This window comes from Micromonospora sp. NPDC005413 (assembly GCF_040606435.1).
Classification (GTDB): domain Bacteria; phylum Actinomycetota; class Actinomycetes; order Mycobacteriales; family Micromonosporaceae; genus Micromonospora.
Genome location: NZ_JBEXEV010000001.1, coordinates 148589 through 163762, shown reverse-complemented (window position 1 = coordinate 163762; position 15174 = coordinate 148589). Strand labels below are relative to the sequence as shown.

At 72.4% G+C, this 15174-nt stretch carries 9 protein-coding genes, 1 tRNA gene and 2 pseudogenes; 6 read left to right on the top strand and 6 right to left on the bottom strand.

The features are described from left to right. Positions 1 to 245: 245 nt before the first annotated feature. The 5 genes and pseudogenes from ABZS37_RS00695 to ABZS37_RS00675 form a co-directional block, all read right to left on the bottom strand. Entirely contained in the window at positions 246 to 1022 is a 777-nt protein-coding gene (locus tag ABZS37_RS00695; RefSeq protein WP_355164684.1) for an Ig domain-containing protein, read from the bottom strand. 118 nt (positions 1023 to 1140) lie between these two features. Further along, positions 1141 to 1290, bottom strand: a pseudogene (locus ABZS37_RS00690) (cytochrome P450); the annotation flags it as partial. Positions 1291 to 1462: 172 nt separating this feature from the next. Continuing rightward, positions 1463 to 1882, bottom strand: coding sequence for an integrase (locus tag ABZS37_RS00685; RefSeq protein ID WP_355164683.1), 420 nt, complete (start codon positions 1880 to 1882; stop codon positions 1463 to 1465). Further along, positions 1879 to 2322 carry a hypothetical protein gene (locus ABZS37_RS00680; protein ID WP_355164682.1) on the bottom strand — a complete coding sequence of 148 codons (444 nt, stop codon included), beginning with the start codon at positions 2320 to 2322 and terminating at the stop codon, positions 1879 to 1881. Before ABZS37_RS00680 ends, ABZS37_RS00685 begins: the two co-directional genes overlap by 4 nt. Before the next feature lie 147 nt (positions 2323 to 2469). Then, positions 2470 to 2556 (bottom strand) — tRNA-Leu (locus tag ABZS37_RS00675). A 233-nt stretch (positions 2557 to 2789) separates the two neighbouring features. On the opposite strand from ABZS37_RS00675, the pseudogene ABZS37_RS00670 reads away from it, so the two are divergent. The 5 genes and pseudogenes from ABZS37_RS00670 to ABZS37_RS00650 all read left to right on the top strand — a co-directional run. After that, positions 2790 to 3206, top strand: a pseudogene (locus ABZS37_RS00670) (tetratricopeptide repeat protein); the annotation flags it as partial. Between the two features lie 2312 nt (positions 3207 to 5518). Then, positions 5519 to 8122 (top strand): fibronectin type III domain-containing protein, encoded by a 2604-nt coding sequence (locus ABZS37_RS00665; protein ID WP_355165074.1) that lies wholly within the window; start codon positions 5519 to 5521, stop codon positions 8120 to 8122. 27 nt (positions 8123 to 8149) lie between these two features. Continuing rightward, the gene (locus tag ABZS37_RS00660; protein WP_355164681.1) at positions 8150 to 9145 is read left to right on the top strand and encodes a MoxR family ATPase; all 996 of its coding nucleotides are present in this window, start codon (positions 8150 to 8152) and stop codon (positions 9143 to 9145) included. 14 nt (positions 9146 to 9159) lie between these two features. Then, positions 9160 to 10347 carry a DUF58 domain-containing protein gene (locus tag ABZS37_RS00655; RefSeq protein WP_355164680.1) on the top strand — a complete coding sequence of 396 codons (1188 nt, stop codon included), beginning with the start codon at positions 9160 to 9162 and terminating at the stop codon, positions 10345 to 10347. Then, the gene (locus tag ABZS37_RS00650) at positions 10341 to 12761 is read left to right on the top strand and encodes a transglutaminaseTgpA domain-containing protein (protein ID WP_355164679.1); all 2421 of its coding nucleotides are present in this window, start codon (positions 10341 to 10343) and stop codon (positions 12759 to 12761) included. Before ABZS37_RS00655 ends, ABZS37_RS00650 begins: the two co-directional genes overlap by 7 nt. A gap of 69 nt (positions 12762 to 12830) precedes the next feature. On the opposite strand, the gene ABZS37_RS00645 is transcribed toward ABZS37_RS00650, so the two are convergent. Next, positions 12831 to 13790, bottom strand: coding sequence for a LysR family transcriptional regulator (locus ABZS37_RS00645; protein WP_355164678.1), 960 nt, complete (start codon positions 13788 to 13790; stop codon positions 12831 to 12833). A gap of 123 nt (positions 13791 to 13913) precedes the next feature. On the opposite strand from ABZS37_RS00645, the gene ABZS37_RS00640 reads away from it, so the two are divergent. Then, the gene (locus ABZS37_RS00640; protein WP_355164677.1) at positions 13914 to 15170 is read left to right on the top strand and encodes an MFS transporter; all 1257 of its coding nucleotides are present in this window, start codon (positions 13914 to 13916) and stop codon (positions 15168 to 15170) included. The last annotated feature ends 4 nt before the right edge of the window (positions 15171 to 15174 follow it).

Genomic DNA, 15174 nt, shown 5'->3' with positions numbered 1-15174 from the left:
GGCGCGCGGCCGCCAACGCCACGGCACCGCCCATGGAGTGACCCACCACGGCGTAGTACTCGACACCGAGAGCATCCATCAGGCCCGCGGCCTGCTCCGTCCACAGCCGGAGCCCACCCCTGGAGCCCGCCGGGATTGCTCCTCTCCAACCCGCAGCGAGGGGGTTGGAGAGAAGGACTGGCCCGGAACCGCAGACGATACGCGCCGTCTCTTTTCTGCCAGAGATTTTCCGTAGGGGTAGCTCGTCAGCAGCGCGTGCAGGGGGAGTCTTTTCTGACCCCCCAGCTGAAGATGGTACTGCCCTGTCCGTCTCCAACGGCCGTGACCGTGACGGTGTAGCTGCCTATGGTGCTGAGTGTGCCGCTGATCAGGCCGGTCGAGGGGTTGATGGCCAGCCCAGGAGGCAAACCGGTCGCCGACCAGGTGTACGACCCGCTCCCGCCGGTGGCCTGCATCTGCAGCGCCACGGTGTCCAGCTTGAGCATGCTCTGGGTGCCTGGGTTGGTGACCGTCACCGCCCCGCTCGGCGGGGGTATGGGAATATCCGGTGGCGGGCACGTCAGCGATACCGGCTGAGACCCTGCCGTTCTGGTGATGAACTCCGGAGTCCCCGAAAGGAATTGGACGGTGGCGGTCGCTCGACCCGAGTAGTAGCCCGACTCGCAGAGCGTGCCCGGGTTGGTGACGCCAAGACCGAACAGGGTTAGGTTGGTGTTCTGCCAAACCTCTGTACGGCCGTTCACTGTTTGGCCGGGGCCGCCGACCAGCCCGTGGTAGAGCAATTCCACGGTGAGGTCGACGCGACGCACTGGACCGTCGCACTGGACACTTGCGGTGTAGTTGACGGTCTTGGAGTCAGTCTTGCCCGGTGGGCTGTCCGGCGTGATCCACCCACAGTAGTGACCGTCGGAAACAGCGGCGGACGCCGGTGTGGCGAAACCCAGGGATGCGATGGACATGGCAGCCGCTGCCATGGTCAGCAGTAGGCGGGATCTGTTGCGACGCCAGAGTTCCACATACATCGATGTATGGTCGCACGGAGGCGTCGGAGTCGGCAATGGCCGAGCCTTCGGGGCTCCCTTGACCCGGACCGGGAGGGCGACCGGGGCCTGCACGATCGCGGGCGGCGAGCCGGGTGAATGCGGCACCCGGGCAGTAGTGCGGGCCCAGCCCGAAGGACAGGTGCGGGTTGGGGCGCCCGCGCGGGTCGAAGGTGTGCGGGTCGGCGAAGCACATCGGGTCGCGGTTCGCCGCGGCGGTCATCACCACCAGCTCGGCGCCCGCCGGCACCGCCCGGCCCGGCGATCGTCACGTCGCGGGTGGCCCGGCGCAGCACGCCGAGCACCGGCGGGGCGGACCGGGCCGCCTCCTCGACCGCGCCGGCCATCGCCGCCAGCCCGGCGCGGCAGTCCACCGGGTCGCGGGCATCGGCATCGACGCGCTCCAGCGCCCGGGCGCGGGGCTAGGTCACCTTGAGAGCAGGGTTGTCCCCCGCAGCGATGATCCCGTCGGCGACGGCCCGCTTGTACAGGCACCGCAGCGCAGCGATCAGATGCTCCGCCGCACTTCGCCCACCCCGCGCGTTACGCCGCGCCACCACGTGCGTCTTGGCGTACTCCGCGAGCTGCTCAATTTCCGATGGCGTCGGCTCGTCGAGCCGGCGCTGTCCCCATTGCTCCAGGACCCGTTTCCAGTACGAGCCGTAGGCCCGCCTGGTTCCGTCGCTGACCGCCGCCGCTACCACCGGCACGTATTCGGCGAACGTTGGCGCGGGCGGACGGTCCGACACCGCCTCGACAAGATCAGCCGGCGAGATCCCCATCCGGGCCAGCAGCAACCGCGCGGCGTCCAACTCTGCACGGCCCACGGTGGTGTCACTCATTCCTGACCACCGCCCAGCACACCTGCGTGAACCGCCACGACCATCGCATCCAGCGCGGCCGGAGGATGCACCACGAGTAGACCCTCAGGAGGATTGGCGGCCAGCAGCACCCGGCCACCGGCGGTGAGCCCGCACCAATGCCGCACCGCCGACGGCAAATGGAGATGACCTTGGCCGGTAACGGTGAAGACGCCCTGCCGATCCAGCCTCACAACGATGACTCCGGAGCCCTCGCGGATGTGCAGGCGGGTGCCCGGCGCCCATCCGAGAGCACGGATGATCGTGCGGTCCGCGATCCGGCCACTGATGTCGATAGCTGCCAGGCCGTACACCATCGTCCTGTGCGCGGCGTCGGCAGAACCGGCAGCGGCAACGGCGGGCGGCGAGGAGCCCCACCACGTGGGTGACGATGCCCGGGCCTGTCGGTCCGACAGCAGCACGGGCGGAATGACGGGCTCCAGAACGCTCAGCCACGACAACCGCCCCCGATCGAGACAGGCTCGGTCGAGGGCGTCGCTGAGATGAGATTTGCGTGGTCAAGCGCGCTTGACCACCAGTACGCGAAACACAGCATGGATGCTGCAATTTGGTGTCCGAGGGGGGACTTGAACCCCCACGCCCTATACGGGCACTAGCACCTCAAGCTAGCGCGTCTGCCATTCCGCCACCCGGACCTACACGTTCAGCCTACCTCGCCGACCCAGATGATCTTTCCATCCGATGGTCGGCACGGCGGGCCGCACGGGGAGTTACTGTACACGCCGCTCGTGGATCATGCACATCGCCTTCCGGTGCCTCTCTCACGGTGCTTCCGCCGCTGCTCACACCGCCTCGCACACGCTGACCGACACCCCGCCGGAGCGTCTCCGGGTAGCGTCCGGCGGCCCTCTGACGGCAGCATTGCCACGTGTCCCAACCCTCCCCCCTGGCAGCCGCCCAGCACCGGGCCCTCGCCCTGCGCGCCGCGGGCGACCTCAGCGCCGCCCGGCAGCTGCTCGCGGAGGCCGTCGGATCCGCTCCCCCTCCGTACGGCGACGACCACCCCGAGGTGCTGCACACCGGGCACCTGCTGGCACGGCTGCACCGGGAGGCGGACGACCCGCTCGCCGCCCGCCGGGTGCTGGAGGAGGCGTTCGCGGCGGGCGAGCGGCGCTGGGAGCACTCCGACCCGGTGATGCTCGCGCTCGCCTTCGAGCTCGCTGAGGTAGCGGAGGAGCTGGGCAACCGGCACGAGGCCCGCCGCAACTACACCCGCGTCGCGACCGCCGGGCCCGCCGCGCTCGGGGAGCACCATCCCGCGGTACGCGCCGCCCGCAACTACCTCGGCCTGCCTGCGTCAACGCCGAGCGAGCAGCACGGCTCACCGTCGGCGCCCAGTCCGTCCCCGGTCGCGGCGGCGACCGCGTCCGGCGCCCGGTCGGCACTGTCCGGCCCGACGCTGTCCCTGGCGACCCTGGCCGCGATGCGGCCCTCCGCTGGTGGCCCGTCGGCCGCCGCCTCACCCTGGGCTCCGCCGCAACCGCCGGCCACACTCTGGCAAACCCCTCCAGGGGTACGCGCACCCGCCGCACCCACCCCGCCCAGCAACGCCGCCGCAGCGCCGGCTCCAGTCCCTCGGGTGACACCCGTCCAGCCGGCACCTCCCTCGATCGCGCCGGCGCAGCCCGGCCCGCCGCCACCCGCACCCGCGGTGCCTCCGCGTCAACGCGCCAACGAACAACCGCCCGCGCCCGCGGTGCCACCGCATCAACACGCCAACGAACAACCACCGCCCGGACCCGCAGTGCCACCGCGTCAACGGGCCGACGAACGACCGCCCGAGTCTTCCCGGCCGGCGGTCGGCCCGCTGCCCCGGCCAAGGGCCGAAGGCCAGCCGACGCCGCCGGCCGGTCAGCGGCCACCACACCGACCTCCGGTCGGACCAGCCGTAGCGCCGCATCAGCGGGAGGGCGCCCATGCGCCCCATCCGTCGGTCGACGTTCCACACCAGCCGTCGACCCCATCCGCCCCGGCGTCGGCGGCCACCTCGGCAGCACCGTCGGTGCCGGCACCCCGCTGGGACAACCCCACGATCCAGGTACGGCAGATCGAGCCGCTCCTCGCCGAGGAGGCTGCCCGAGCCGCAGCCAGCCAAACCGGGGCGAGTGGATCGGGCAACGTGTCCGGCGTCGAGGCGACATCGCCGGGCAGGCCAGCCCCGACCAGTAACCATCCAGGGCCGGCGTACCCGATGAGCGGACCACCAGCCCACCCGTACCCGGTGTCCGGACCGCCTGGCCATGGGCAACCCGTGTCCGCACCACCCGGGCACACCTACCCGGTGTCCGCTCCGCCCGGTTTCCAGCAACCCGTCTCCGGGCCGCCTGACGGACAACCCGTCTCCGGGCTTCCGGTGAGCGCACCACCCGTACCGCCGTGGGGATTGACCGCGCCGCCGTGGAGCAGCAGCGCGCCACCGCAGCCACTGGCGTCTCCCGGTGCGGACTCCGCTGACCGGTCCCCGATGGACGCGAGCGACACCGGCGCGGACGGTGAGTTCGGGCTGAGCGCTGCCAAGGCGGTACCGGCGCGGCAGGCCCGTGTCGCGCTGGCCGACCAGACGGAGGTGTTCCCGTCCGTCCAGCCGAGCAGTGACCCGACCAGGGGGGAGGCCAGCCCGTCCCAGCCCGTCCCCGCCTGGCAAGGCCCGCCCGCCACGCAGTCGAGCCACGTCGCGACGTCGGCCGAGCCGACTCCGCCGACCTGGTCTGCGGACGCCGGCAGGGACCCGGCGATGCCGCCGTCAACCGCGCCGCGACCGGTCCAGCAGTACCACCAGGACCAGTACCCGAGCCAGGACCGGTACCCGACCCAGGAGCACCGCCGGATCCAGGAGCACCGCCCGATCCAGGAACACCGCCCGATCCAGGCGCCGTACCCGGGCCAGCAGTACCACCCGACGCAGGAGGCGTACCGGCCCGCGTACACCGATGAGGGCGGGTCGGCGGGGCGCAACCGGGCGACGCTGATCGGCGCGGTGGCGGCGGCCGGGGTGGCCGTCGTGGCGGTGGCCGGCCTGGGTGCGGTGGTGCTGACCCGCGACGACCCGCCGCCGTCGGTCGGGACCGCGCCGACAGCTGCGGCACCGACGGCGGCCGGGCCACCGCCGGGCGACCTGAAGCTGCGGGACGACTCGACCACGATCACGCTGACCTGGACGGACCCGTCCGGCGGTGCGGTGCCGTTCATGGTCGCCGCCGGTCGGGCCGGGCAGGCTCTGGGGGTGATGGCCACCGTGGACCCGGGCAGGACCAGCTACACGGTGAACGGGTTGAACTCGCGGGTAGACCACTGTTTCACCGTGTTGGCGGTCTACTCCACTGACAGCTTTGCGACATCGGGACAGGTCTGCACCGCCCGCGAGCGCACCACCCCGTCGACCCGCGAGCCCTCGGGCCGACCGTCGCCACGCTGAACCGAGCTGAGCTGGGCGTCCACAACGCACACGCTCGGTATCCACAGGGGTGACGGTGCGGGTTCCCCCGTCACCAGCAGCGCCATATGATGGCACCCGGCTCAGGGGAGGGGTCGCCGCGAGGCGCGCCACCTGCCACGACTCAGGGGAGGCAGCCGGCTGTGGCCAGCATCGACGACGCCATGCGGACCGACGCCCCCCGCTCCCGGTCCCGGCTTCGCGGCGGGCTGGTGACCGTCGGCACGGTGACCGCGCTGCTGGCAGCCATGGGGCTGACCGTCCTCGGGCTGGGGGCGGCCGACAACGCGGTGGCCAACTACGACGCGAGTTCCTGGCTGTGGAGCGCGGCGCGCAGCGAGCTGGCCCGGGTCAACGGGGTCACCGCCCGGGTGGACACCCGCACCGAGATCCCCAGCGCCCGTCGGCACCCGATGCAGGTCACCCAGACCGACCGGCTGCTGATCCTGCGTGACCTGCAGACGGGGCAGGTCAGCTCACTGGACCTGGCGACCCTGCAGCTCACCGCGACCACCCGGACCACCCCTGGCCTGGGCGTGAGTGTGGCCCTGCACGAGGACGCGGCGTTCGTCGTCGACGCCGTGCAGGGCATTGTGCGGCAGCTCGACCCGCGGTCGCTGACCCCGGTCGGCGAGCCGGTGCGCTACCCACCGGGCATCACCGGCGGCACCTTCGACGGCGAGGGTCGGCTCTGGATCGCGGTGCCCAGCGAGGGCACCGTCTCGGCGATCACCGCCGCCAAGCTGCCGTCCGCGCCGGCCTCGGCCGTGCCGGCCGGTGCCGGGCTCAGCCCGGAGCGGGTCGAGTCGTACGACGTGGCCGACGCCAGCCACGAGCTGGTCGTCTCCACCCTGGACGACGGTGTGGCGGTGCTCGACCGGACGGCCGGGAAGCTGGTGCGGGTGCAGCGCGGCGAGGTCCATCCGACTTCGTTGACGCTGTCCGGTCCGGCGGCACTGCCCCCGCGCACCAGCGGCTCGCGGATCCCGGTCACCGTGCCCGCCGATCGGCGGGTGCTGGTGGTGGGTGACGGTGGTGAGGAGAGGGCGTTCACCGTGCCGGGCGAGGGCGACGGGCTCAGCCCGGCGGTGGCCTGGGCTGACCGGTTCTACTGCGCCGACGAGGCCACCGGCACCATCTACTCCTTCGACGCGGGCGGTCAGCTGGTCGAGACCATCGGCGGGCGGGCGAACGGGCCGCTGGAGCTGGAGGTGCGGGAAAATCACCTGTTCATCAACTCCCCCGACTCGGCGACCGCCCGGGTGGTGGACGACAAGCACCAGGTGCGCGAGGTCAACAAGTACGCCAACGACGTGCTCGGCGGCGATCCGCCACCGGTTCCCCCGCCGCCGCCCCCGCCGAAGAAGCCCCGGGTGGGCAAGCCGAGCGCGCCGCGCGGCGTCACCGCCGCCGCCGGCAACGCTCAGGCACGGGTGAGCTGGCGGCCGGCCGCCGCCAACGGCGCCGAGATCATCAAGTACGTGGTGGAGGGCGCAGGCCAGAGCCTGGAGGTGGGTGCCAACCAGCGTGCCGTGGAGGTCAAGGGGCTGACCAACGGCGAGACGTACCGGTTCGCGGTGCACGCCGTCAACGCCAAGGGCGACGGTCCGTCGCGTAACAGCAACCCGGTGACCCCGACCGCCGCGGTGCCCGACCCGCCGGCGAGCGTCACCGCCCAGGAGCGGCCGGACGGCACGGTGCTGGTCAAGTGGCCGGCGGCGAACGGGCAGGGCAACACCATCGCGAGGTACGCGGTGACGGCCAGTTCGGCGGGCACGAACGCGCCGGCGGGCGAGTCGAAGAAGACGGAGCTGGTGGTGCCCTCCGGTGAGCTGGAGTTCGGCACCCAGTACGCGTTCACCGTGGTGGCGGTCAACGACAAGGGCGCGGGGTCGGCGGCGTCTCCGGTGAGCAACACGGTGGTGCCGTTCGCGGCGCCCGGTCGACCGCTCGACCTGAACGCCGGCACGGTCGCCAACCAGCCGGGTGCGGTCACGGTGCGGTGGGCGCCGGCCGAGGCCAACGGTCGGCCGGTGACGAAGTACCTGGTGGACGTCGGTGGGCGCGTCAGCGAGGTGACCGACACCCGCACGACCGTCACCGGGCTGGGCAACGGCCAGAACGTCACGGTGAAGGTGAAGGCGGTCAACGAGGCAGGGCCCGGCCCGGAGGCGACCGCCACCGCCCGTACGGTCGCCGAACCACGGGTCACGGTGACCGGTTCGTCGTCGACCGCCACCTCGGCGACGGTGACGTTCACTGTGGACGCTGGCGGCGGCAAGGCCACCTGCTCGGTGAGCACGCCGGGTGAGCCGGCGAAGGCCGGGGCGTGTTCCAGCATCACGGTGCCGGGCCTGACGCCGGGCACGGATTACACGTTCACGGTGACGGCCACCAACGCCGCCGGTAAGGGCACCGCCACGAAGGCGCAGGACACCCCGCCGCTGTACGGGATCGCCACCTGCACCAACGGGCCGGACGGCGACCAGCGGACCTACTGCAACAAGGAAGTCGACGGCCGCAACGGCAACGAGGTCTTCAGGGTCACCCGGCAGGACAACGACCAGCAGGCCGGCTGGGCGAAGCCCGGCACCCGGCTGAAGGCGTACTGCAGGAAGTCCGGTGAGGACGTCGACTCCTGGATCTACAACAACCAGAAGCGCAGCACCTGGTGGGTGCAGGTCGAATTCGGCGGGAAGAACTACATCCCGTGGGCCTGGCTCAACCTGGAGGGCGGCGACACCATCAACGTCCTGCCCACCTGCTGAACCACCAGGCAAGGAGCACCACCGACCGTGAACACCCACGAGCCGCTCACCCAGCCGGAGGTCCAGGGCTTCGCCGCCCTGGCCGCCCGACTGGCCGAGAACGTCAACGCGGTGGTGCTCGGCAAGCCGCAGGTGGTCCGGCTGGCGCTGACCGCGCTCTTCGCGCAGGGTCACGTGCTCCTGGAGGACGTGCCCGGGGTCGGTAAGACCACTTTGGCGCGGGCCATCGCCGCCACGGTGAAGGGTCAGTGGCGGCGCATCCAGTTCACCCCCGACCTGCTCCCCTCGGACGTGTCCGGTGTGACGATCTTCAACCAGGCGACCCGGGACTTCGAGTTCCATCCGGGGCCGGTCTTCGCCAACATCGTCATCGCCGACGAGATCAACCGGGCGTCGCCGAAGACCCAGTCGGCGCTGCTGGAGGTGATGGAGGAACGCACGGTCACCGTGGACGGGGTCCGGCACTCGGTGCCGTCGCCGTTCCTGGTGGTGGCCACTCAGAACCCGGTGGAGATGGACGGCACCTATCGGCTGCCCGAGGCGCAGTTGGACCGTTTCCTGGTGAAGCTCTCCGTCGGCTATCCGGACGAGGCGGTCGAGGTGGAGGTGCTGCGCGGCGCGACGGTGCGCTCCCCCGAGGCGCTCACCCCGGTCGCCGACACCGCCACCGTCGGGGAGATGGTCCGGATGGCTCGCCGGGTGCACATCGCCGAGCCGCTCTACGCGTACGCGGTCCGGCTGGCCGCCGCCACCCGCACCCACCCGCAGGTGCGAGTCGGGGTCAGTCCCCGGGGCGTGATCGCGTTGACCCGCGCGGCGTGTGCGTACGCGCTGATCGACGGACGAGGCTGGATCATGCCGGAGGACCTGAAGGCGCTCGTCGAAGCGGTGTTCGCGCATCGGTTGCTGCTCACCCCAGATGCCCAGGTACGCGGGATGACCGCCGCGGAGGTGCTACGCCAGGCCGTCGCCTCGGTGCCGGTGCCCCTGCCGTCGGGGCAGCCCGCTCCGGTGCAGGGCTGACCGGCAGCAGCGGTATGGGGATCACCGCCCGTGGGGTCGGGCTGCTCGTCGCCGCCGTCGTCCTGTTGGGGGCGGGTTTCCGGTTCGCGTACCCCGAGTTGACGCTGCTCGGCGCGGCGGCCCTCGCGGCCGTCGGCTACGCCGCGCTGGTCGCGGCCTGGCGGCCCCGGCTGACGGTGACCCGCCGCGCGGACCCGGACCGGGTGGCGCGCGGTGAGCCGGCGAGCATGACGTTGACCGTGCGCAATGCCGGCCGGTTCCGGTCGGCGAACCTGCTGGCCGAGGACCGCTGCGGGGAGCGGACCGTGCCGGTGCCGGTGCTGCGCCTGCGGCCCGGCCGGGACACCGAGGTCCGCTACGAGGTGCCGACCCATCGCCGTGGGGTGGTGCCGGTCGGGCCGCTACGGGTGACCCGGCGCGACCCGCTGGGGCTGGTGGCGCTGGCCCGCCCGTACGGTGCGGCGGTGCCGGTCTGGGTGCACCCCCGGATCCATCCGCTGACGGCGGTGCCCACCGGCGCGGGGCGCAGCCTCGACGGCCGGGTGGACGGGGTCCCCCATGGGTCGATCACGTTCGACTCGCTGCGGGAGTACGTGGTCGGCGACGAGCTGCGCCGGGTGCACTGGCGGACCAGCGCCCGGGTGGGTGAGCTGATGGTGCGGGAGAACGTGGACACCAGCCTGCCGCGCCTGGTCGTCCTGCTGGACAACCGCGCCGCCGCGCACCCGCAACGGACGAACGGGGTCGCGGAGTCGTTCGAGTCGGCCTGTGAGGCGGCGGCGTCGATCGTCACCGCCGCGCACCACGCGGACCTGCCGGTGCTGTTGGTGGTGGTCGCCGCGAAGCCGGATGCCCCGGCTGAGCCGGGAACGCCCGGCGGGGACCCGGACGTCGGCTCCGCGCTCGGGCCGCTGGACCGGCTCGCCGCCGCCGAGCTCTCCGACGATGGTGACGCGGTGCGCGCGGCCACCACCCGGCTGCGGCAGGACCGGCTCGGTGACACGCTGATCTTCCTGACCGGGCCGGGTGGCCGGGGCGAGCTGGGGCACGTCGGGGCGCTGCGCGGCGCGTACCCGTCGGTGGTGGTCGGCGTGTTCGGCGCTGCTGAGCCGACGCCGCCGGGCGCGGCCGGCCTGGTGGTCGTCGACGCGGCGGACGGCGCGCAGTTCGCCGCCGAGTGGGACGGGGTACGCCGGTGGTGACGCTCGCCGTGCGGGTGCTGCGGGTGGCCGTCGTCCCGCTGGCGCTGATCGCGTTGACCGCGCTCGCCGGGGTGGTGCTCGGCCGGGTGTACGCGGGTGACCTGCTGGCCTGGCTGGTCATCGGCGCCGCAGCCGGTTCGGTTCTGGTGAGCGTGGCAGCCCGGCGTCTGCCGTCCTGGCTGGTGGCGCCGGTGTCGGTCGCCGCGATGGCCGGCTGGACACTCTGGTCGCTGCGGCTCGCCGCCACCCGCGCCGACCTACCGGGCGGCCTGCTGGAGGTCACCGCCGACGCGGCTCGCAACGGCATCCCCCGGCTGCTCACCGCGATGATTCCGGTGGAGCCCACACCGGACACGGTGCTGGTGCCCGTTGTCGCGGCCTGGCTGGCCGGGCTGGCGGGTGCGGAGGTGGCGCTGCGCACCGGTCGGGTGCTGTTGGGCTATCTGCCGGCGGCGGGGCTCTACACCGCCGCCCTCTACGCGGTCGGGCCGAACGCCGAACCAGCGGTCGGGGCGACGCTGGCGTTCGTCGCGGTCGCGGCGGTCGGCCTGGCGGCCCCGTCCGGTAGGGCACCGGCCAGCGGGGATCCGGCGGCCGAGCTGGCCCCCCGGGTACGCGCGGCGGTGCGGCTCCGGCTGGCCACCAGCGCGGCGCTCGGGGTGGCTCTGGTGGTCGGGCTGGTCGCGCTGCTCGGCCCGGTCGTCGCCGATCAGGTCGACGGCCGGCCGGTGGACCCGCGCCGGTACGTGGAGCCGCCGCAGGTGCAGACGCTCGACGAGAACCCGTTGATCCGGATCTCCGGCTGGGCGCTGCACCCGGAGCAGAGGCTCCTCGACGTGAGCACGGAGCGCCCTGATGCGCAGGCGCCCGGCGACGCCGCACCGGGCACAGAGCCGTCCACCGAAGGGAGACCGGCGACGGACAGTGTGCGGATCCGGTTGGCGGTGCTCAGCGACTACGACGGGGTGACCTGGCGGGTCGGCGCGACGTACCGCAACGCCGGTCGGATTCTGCCGGCCACGGCACCGGCCCGGGACAGCACGGTGGAGACCGTCCAGCAGAAGGTCACCGTGGCGGAGCTGACCGGTCGGCTGCTGCCCGCCGTGGCGACGCCCAGGGAGGTCAGCGGCGCGCGGGTGGCGTACGACCCGGCGACGGGGACGCTGATCCGGCCGGAGGGGCTGACCCCGGGGCTGCGGTACATGGTGACGTCGGCCCGGGAGCGCCCGGACAACAATCTCCTGGCCACTGCGAACGTGCCCGCTGGCGACGAGGTGGCCCGGGTGCTGCGGGTCGCCGACGGGGTGCCCGACCCGATGCGCCGGTTGGCCGCGCAACTCGCCGAGGAGAACGGCGCCCCGTTCGCGCGAGCTTCGGCGATCGAGCAGTTCCTGGCCGAGCACTACCGGGTGGCGGCGGACGCGCCGAGCGGGCACGCGTACCCGAATCTGGGTTTCTTTCTCTTCGGGCCACGCAGCGGCGGCGGGCAGGAGGGCACCTCGGAGCAGTTCGCGGCGGCGTTCGCGGTGCTCGGCCGGCTCTCCGGGCTGCCGACCCGGGTGGTGGTGGGCTTCCGGGCCAGCGGGCAGGGCCCGGTGCTGGCCGGTGACGCGTACGCCTGGCCGGAGGTGCTCTTCGACGGGCTGGGTTGGGTGTCGTTCGACCCGCTGCCCCGCCCGAACGATGAGCCGAGACCGGTGGAGGAGGATTTCCGCCCGACGCCGGAGGACCCGCCGCCATCGGAGGCGCCGGCGCCCACCGTGGAGCCCACGGCCTCGCCCGAGCCGGTCGCCGCCCCCGACGGGCCGCCCGCCCCCGACGGGGTGTCCACGCCGTTGCTGGTCGCGGGTGGCAGCGGTGGCCTGCTTCTGCTGGTGGGAGCCCTGCTGCTCACGCTGCTGGCGATGCGCCGCTCACTCACCCGTGCCCGGCTGGGCCGGGACGATCCCGCGCAGCGCATCGTCGGCGCCTGGCAGGAGGTCACCGACGCGCTGCGCCTGGCGGGGAGGCCGGTTGGCGACGACCTGGCGGCCACCGAGGTGGCCGACCAGGCTCGTCAGGCTCTGCTCGACGCTCGCATCAGACGGTCCGGCGGCAGGCCGGGCGACCCGGACGCCGCCGCCAGCGGCGACCACCGCGAGGTACCGGGCGGAGTGGCCCTCGTGCCCGGCGGCACGGGCCAGACGCCGGGCGGGGCCGGGGCCGGGGCCGGGGCCGGGGGGAGCGTCCCCGGGGTCGACGACCTGGCCGCTCTGCTCAACCAGGTGGCCTTCGCTCCCGGCAGCTCCACCGCGGCCCAGGCCGACCACGCCGGCACGGTGGCCACCACCTACGTGGAGGGGCTGCGCGCCGCCCGCCCGTGGTGGCGACGGCTGCTCTGGTCGATCCACCCTGGCCCGCTACGCCGCCGCTGACCGGCCGGCCGGCGTAGCGGGCATCTTTCGGTCCTCACGCTGCCCGGTCCCCACCGGGCGCACGTGTCGTCAACGTGCGCTGTCGCCGTCGTTGCGGCGTGGCGTCGTTGCCCAGAATGGGCGCCAGGTCGTCTCCGGCAGGGGTGCCAGGTTTCCGAAGTGGTTGATGATCGCCCGGAGTCCTGGATGTGGGTTCGTTGCGGGGAGGATGAGGGAGATCGGGTATGCGAGCGTCGGGTTGACGATCGGGATGCGACGCAGGTCGTGGTTGGTCGGCCAGATGTACCGGTCACGCGCCCCGACGAGGGTGGCCACGTCCGCGGAGTCCGCGAGGGTGTCCAGGAGCACCTCGTCGCCGAAATGCGGGCCCGCCGCGTCGATGCGGAGGTCGAAGTCGGCGGCGAGCTGATCGTAGAACTCCGCCCATTCGCTGCGCGGCGCGATGCCCGGCACCCAGATCCGGTGCTTGCGCAGGTGGAGTGGCGTCAGTGTTCGTGCTGAGGCGAGCGGATGTCTCGGGCCGACGAGGAGTTCCAGCGGGGAGTCGAACGCGTGGATCATCTGCACGTCGCGCGGCAGCGTCGCCGGGTCGGTGACGGTGCGGAACGACGCGTCGATGTCGCCTGCCTCGACGGCGGCGACCGCCACGCGCGGGTCGTTGACCTTGAGCGTGACCACGTCGAGGTTGGTGCCGGGATGCGACCGCCAGTAGTCGTGCAGCACAACGGCCTGCGCGCTTCGCAGGCCGAGCACGTCGATCCGAAGGGCACGGGAGCCCGGCCTGACCGCGGTGACGGCACGCTCGACACCCGTGACGATGCTCCGGGCGTGTGGGAGGAACGCCTGACCGTCGAGCGTCAGCTCGACCCCCCGGGCGGTACGGGTGAAGAGGCGGACCTCCAGCTCACGCTCCAGGACGGCGATCCGTTTGGAGACCGCCTGTTGCGTCACGCCCAGCTCGTCGGCCGCCTGTTGCAGTTGGCCGAGCTCGGCAGCTCGGACGAACGATCGCAGCCCCTCGGTATCCATGAGGCGATCGTAGGCGGGCACAACTGATCGTTGTGGCTCGCCGAGCGGCCGGTTGTTTGATCGCACTCTGGCGTGGCTGGTCTGATTCCGGCACCAAACCGTCGGTTGTTGCGAGGGAGTCACGTGGGCGTGCGGCTGGGGCCCAGTTTCGGGTGGCTGTGGTCGGCGTACGCCGTCAGCACGTACGGCACGTGGATCGCTTTCGGGGCGTTCCCGCTCATCGCGGTTCAGGTGCTGCACACGCAGGCATTCGCCGTCTCGCTCCTGGGGGCCGCCGGGCTTGCCGTCGCCGCGATCGTCGCCGTGCCGTTCGGGCCGTGGGTCGAGCACCGGGCCAAGCGTCCGGTGATGATCGCGATGGACCTGATCCGGTTCCTCGCCATGGCGAGCATTCCGATCGCGTACCTCCTCGGCCTGCTGTCGTACGGCCAACTGCTGGTCGTCTCGGTCATCTGCGGAACCGCGAGCATCGCCTTCACCGCCGCCTCCGGCGCGTACCTGAAACACCTCGTCACGAACGAGCATCTCCTGGTCGCGAGCGGGAGATTCGAAGGCACGAGCTGGGTGGCGATCGCGGCGGGCCCGCCCATTGGCGGCGCGCTCATCGGGCTACTCGGCCCGGTCACCACCGTCGCCGCCGACGCCGTCAGCTACCTACTGTCCGCGCTGGGGGTCCGCCGCATCCGCGGAAGCGACGTCGCGGCACCCCGCGATCCCGCGACCAGGGTGCGCGCCACCGACCTTCTCAACGGCTGGCGGTTCATCCTCCACGACAGCGTTCTCCGACGTCTGTTCCTCAATTCCGTGACGGTCAGCGGTCTGATCATGGCCACCAGTCCGCTCCTGGCCGTCCTCCTGCTCGGTCAGTACCACTTCCCCGCCTGGCAGTACGGTCTCGCTTTCGGAATCCCGGCACTCGGCGGCTTCGCGGGTGCCCGCCTCTCCGCACCCCTCGTCAACCGCTACGGTCGCCACCGCGTCATGATCGTGTCCGGTTGGCTGCGCTCGATCTTCCCGCTCGGTCTCGCGTTGACCCAACCCGGCATCCCCGGGCTCCTCACGGTGATCATCGTCGAGGGCCTGCTGATCACCTGCATGGGCGTCTTCAACCCCATCACCGCAACAGAACGCCTGCAACGCACTCCCGCCGACCATGCCGCACAGGTCCTCACCGCGTGGAGTGTCAGCAGCAGACTCTCCCAGGCCATGCTCATGGCGATCTGGGGCATCCTCGCCACACTCACCAGCCCGCTCACCGCGATCACCATCTCCGGCGTCCTGCTGCTCGCCACCCCGCTCCTGCTGCCCAACCGGACACACCTGCCCGACGCGGAGCCCGTCGAGTCGGCCGAAGACCTCCAGGCCGCACTGCAGGCTTGACCTT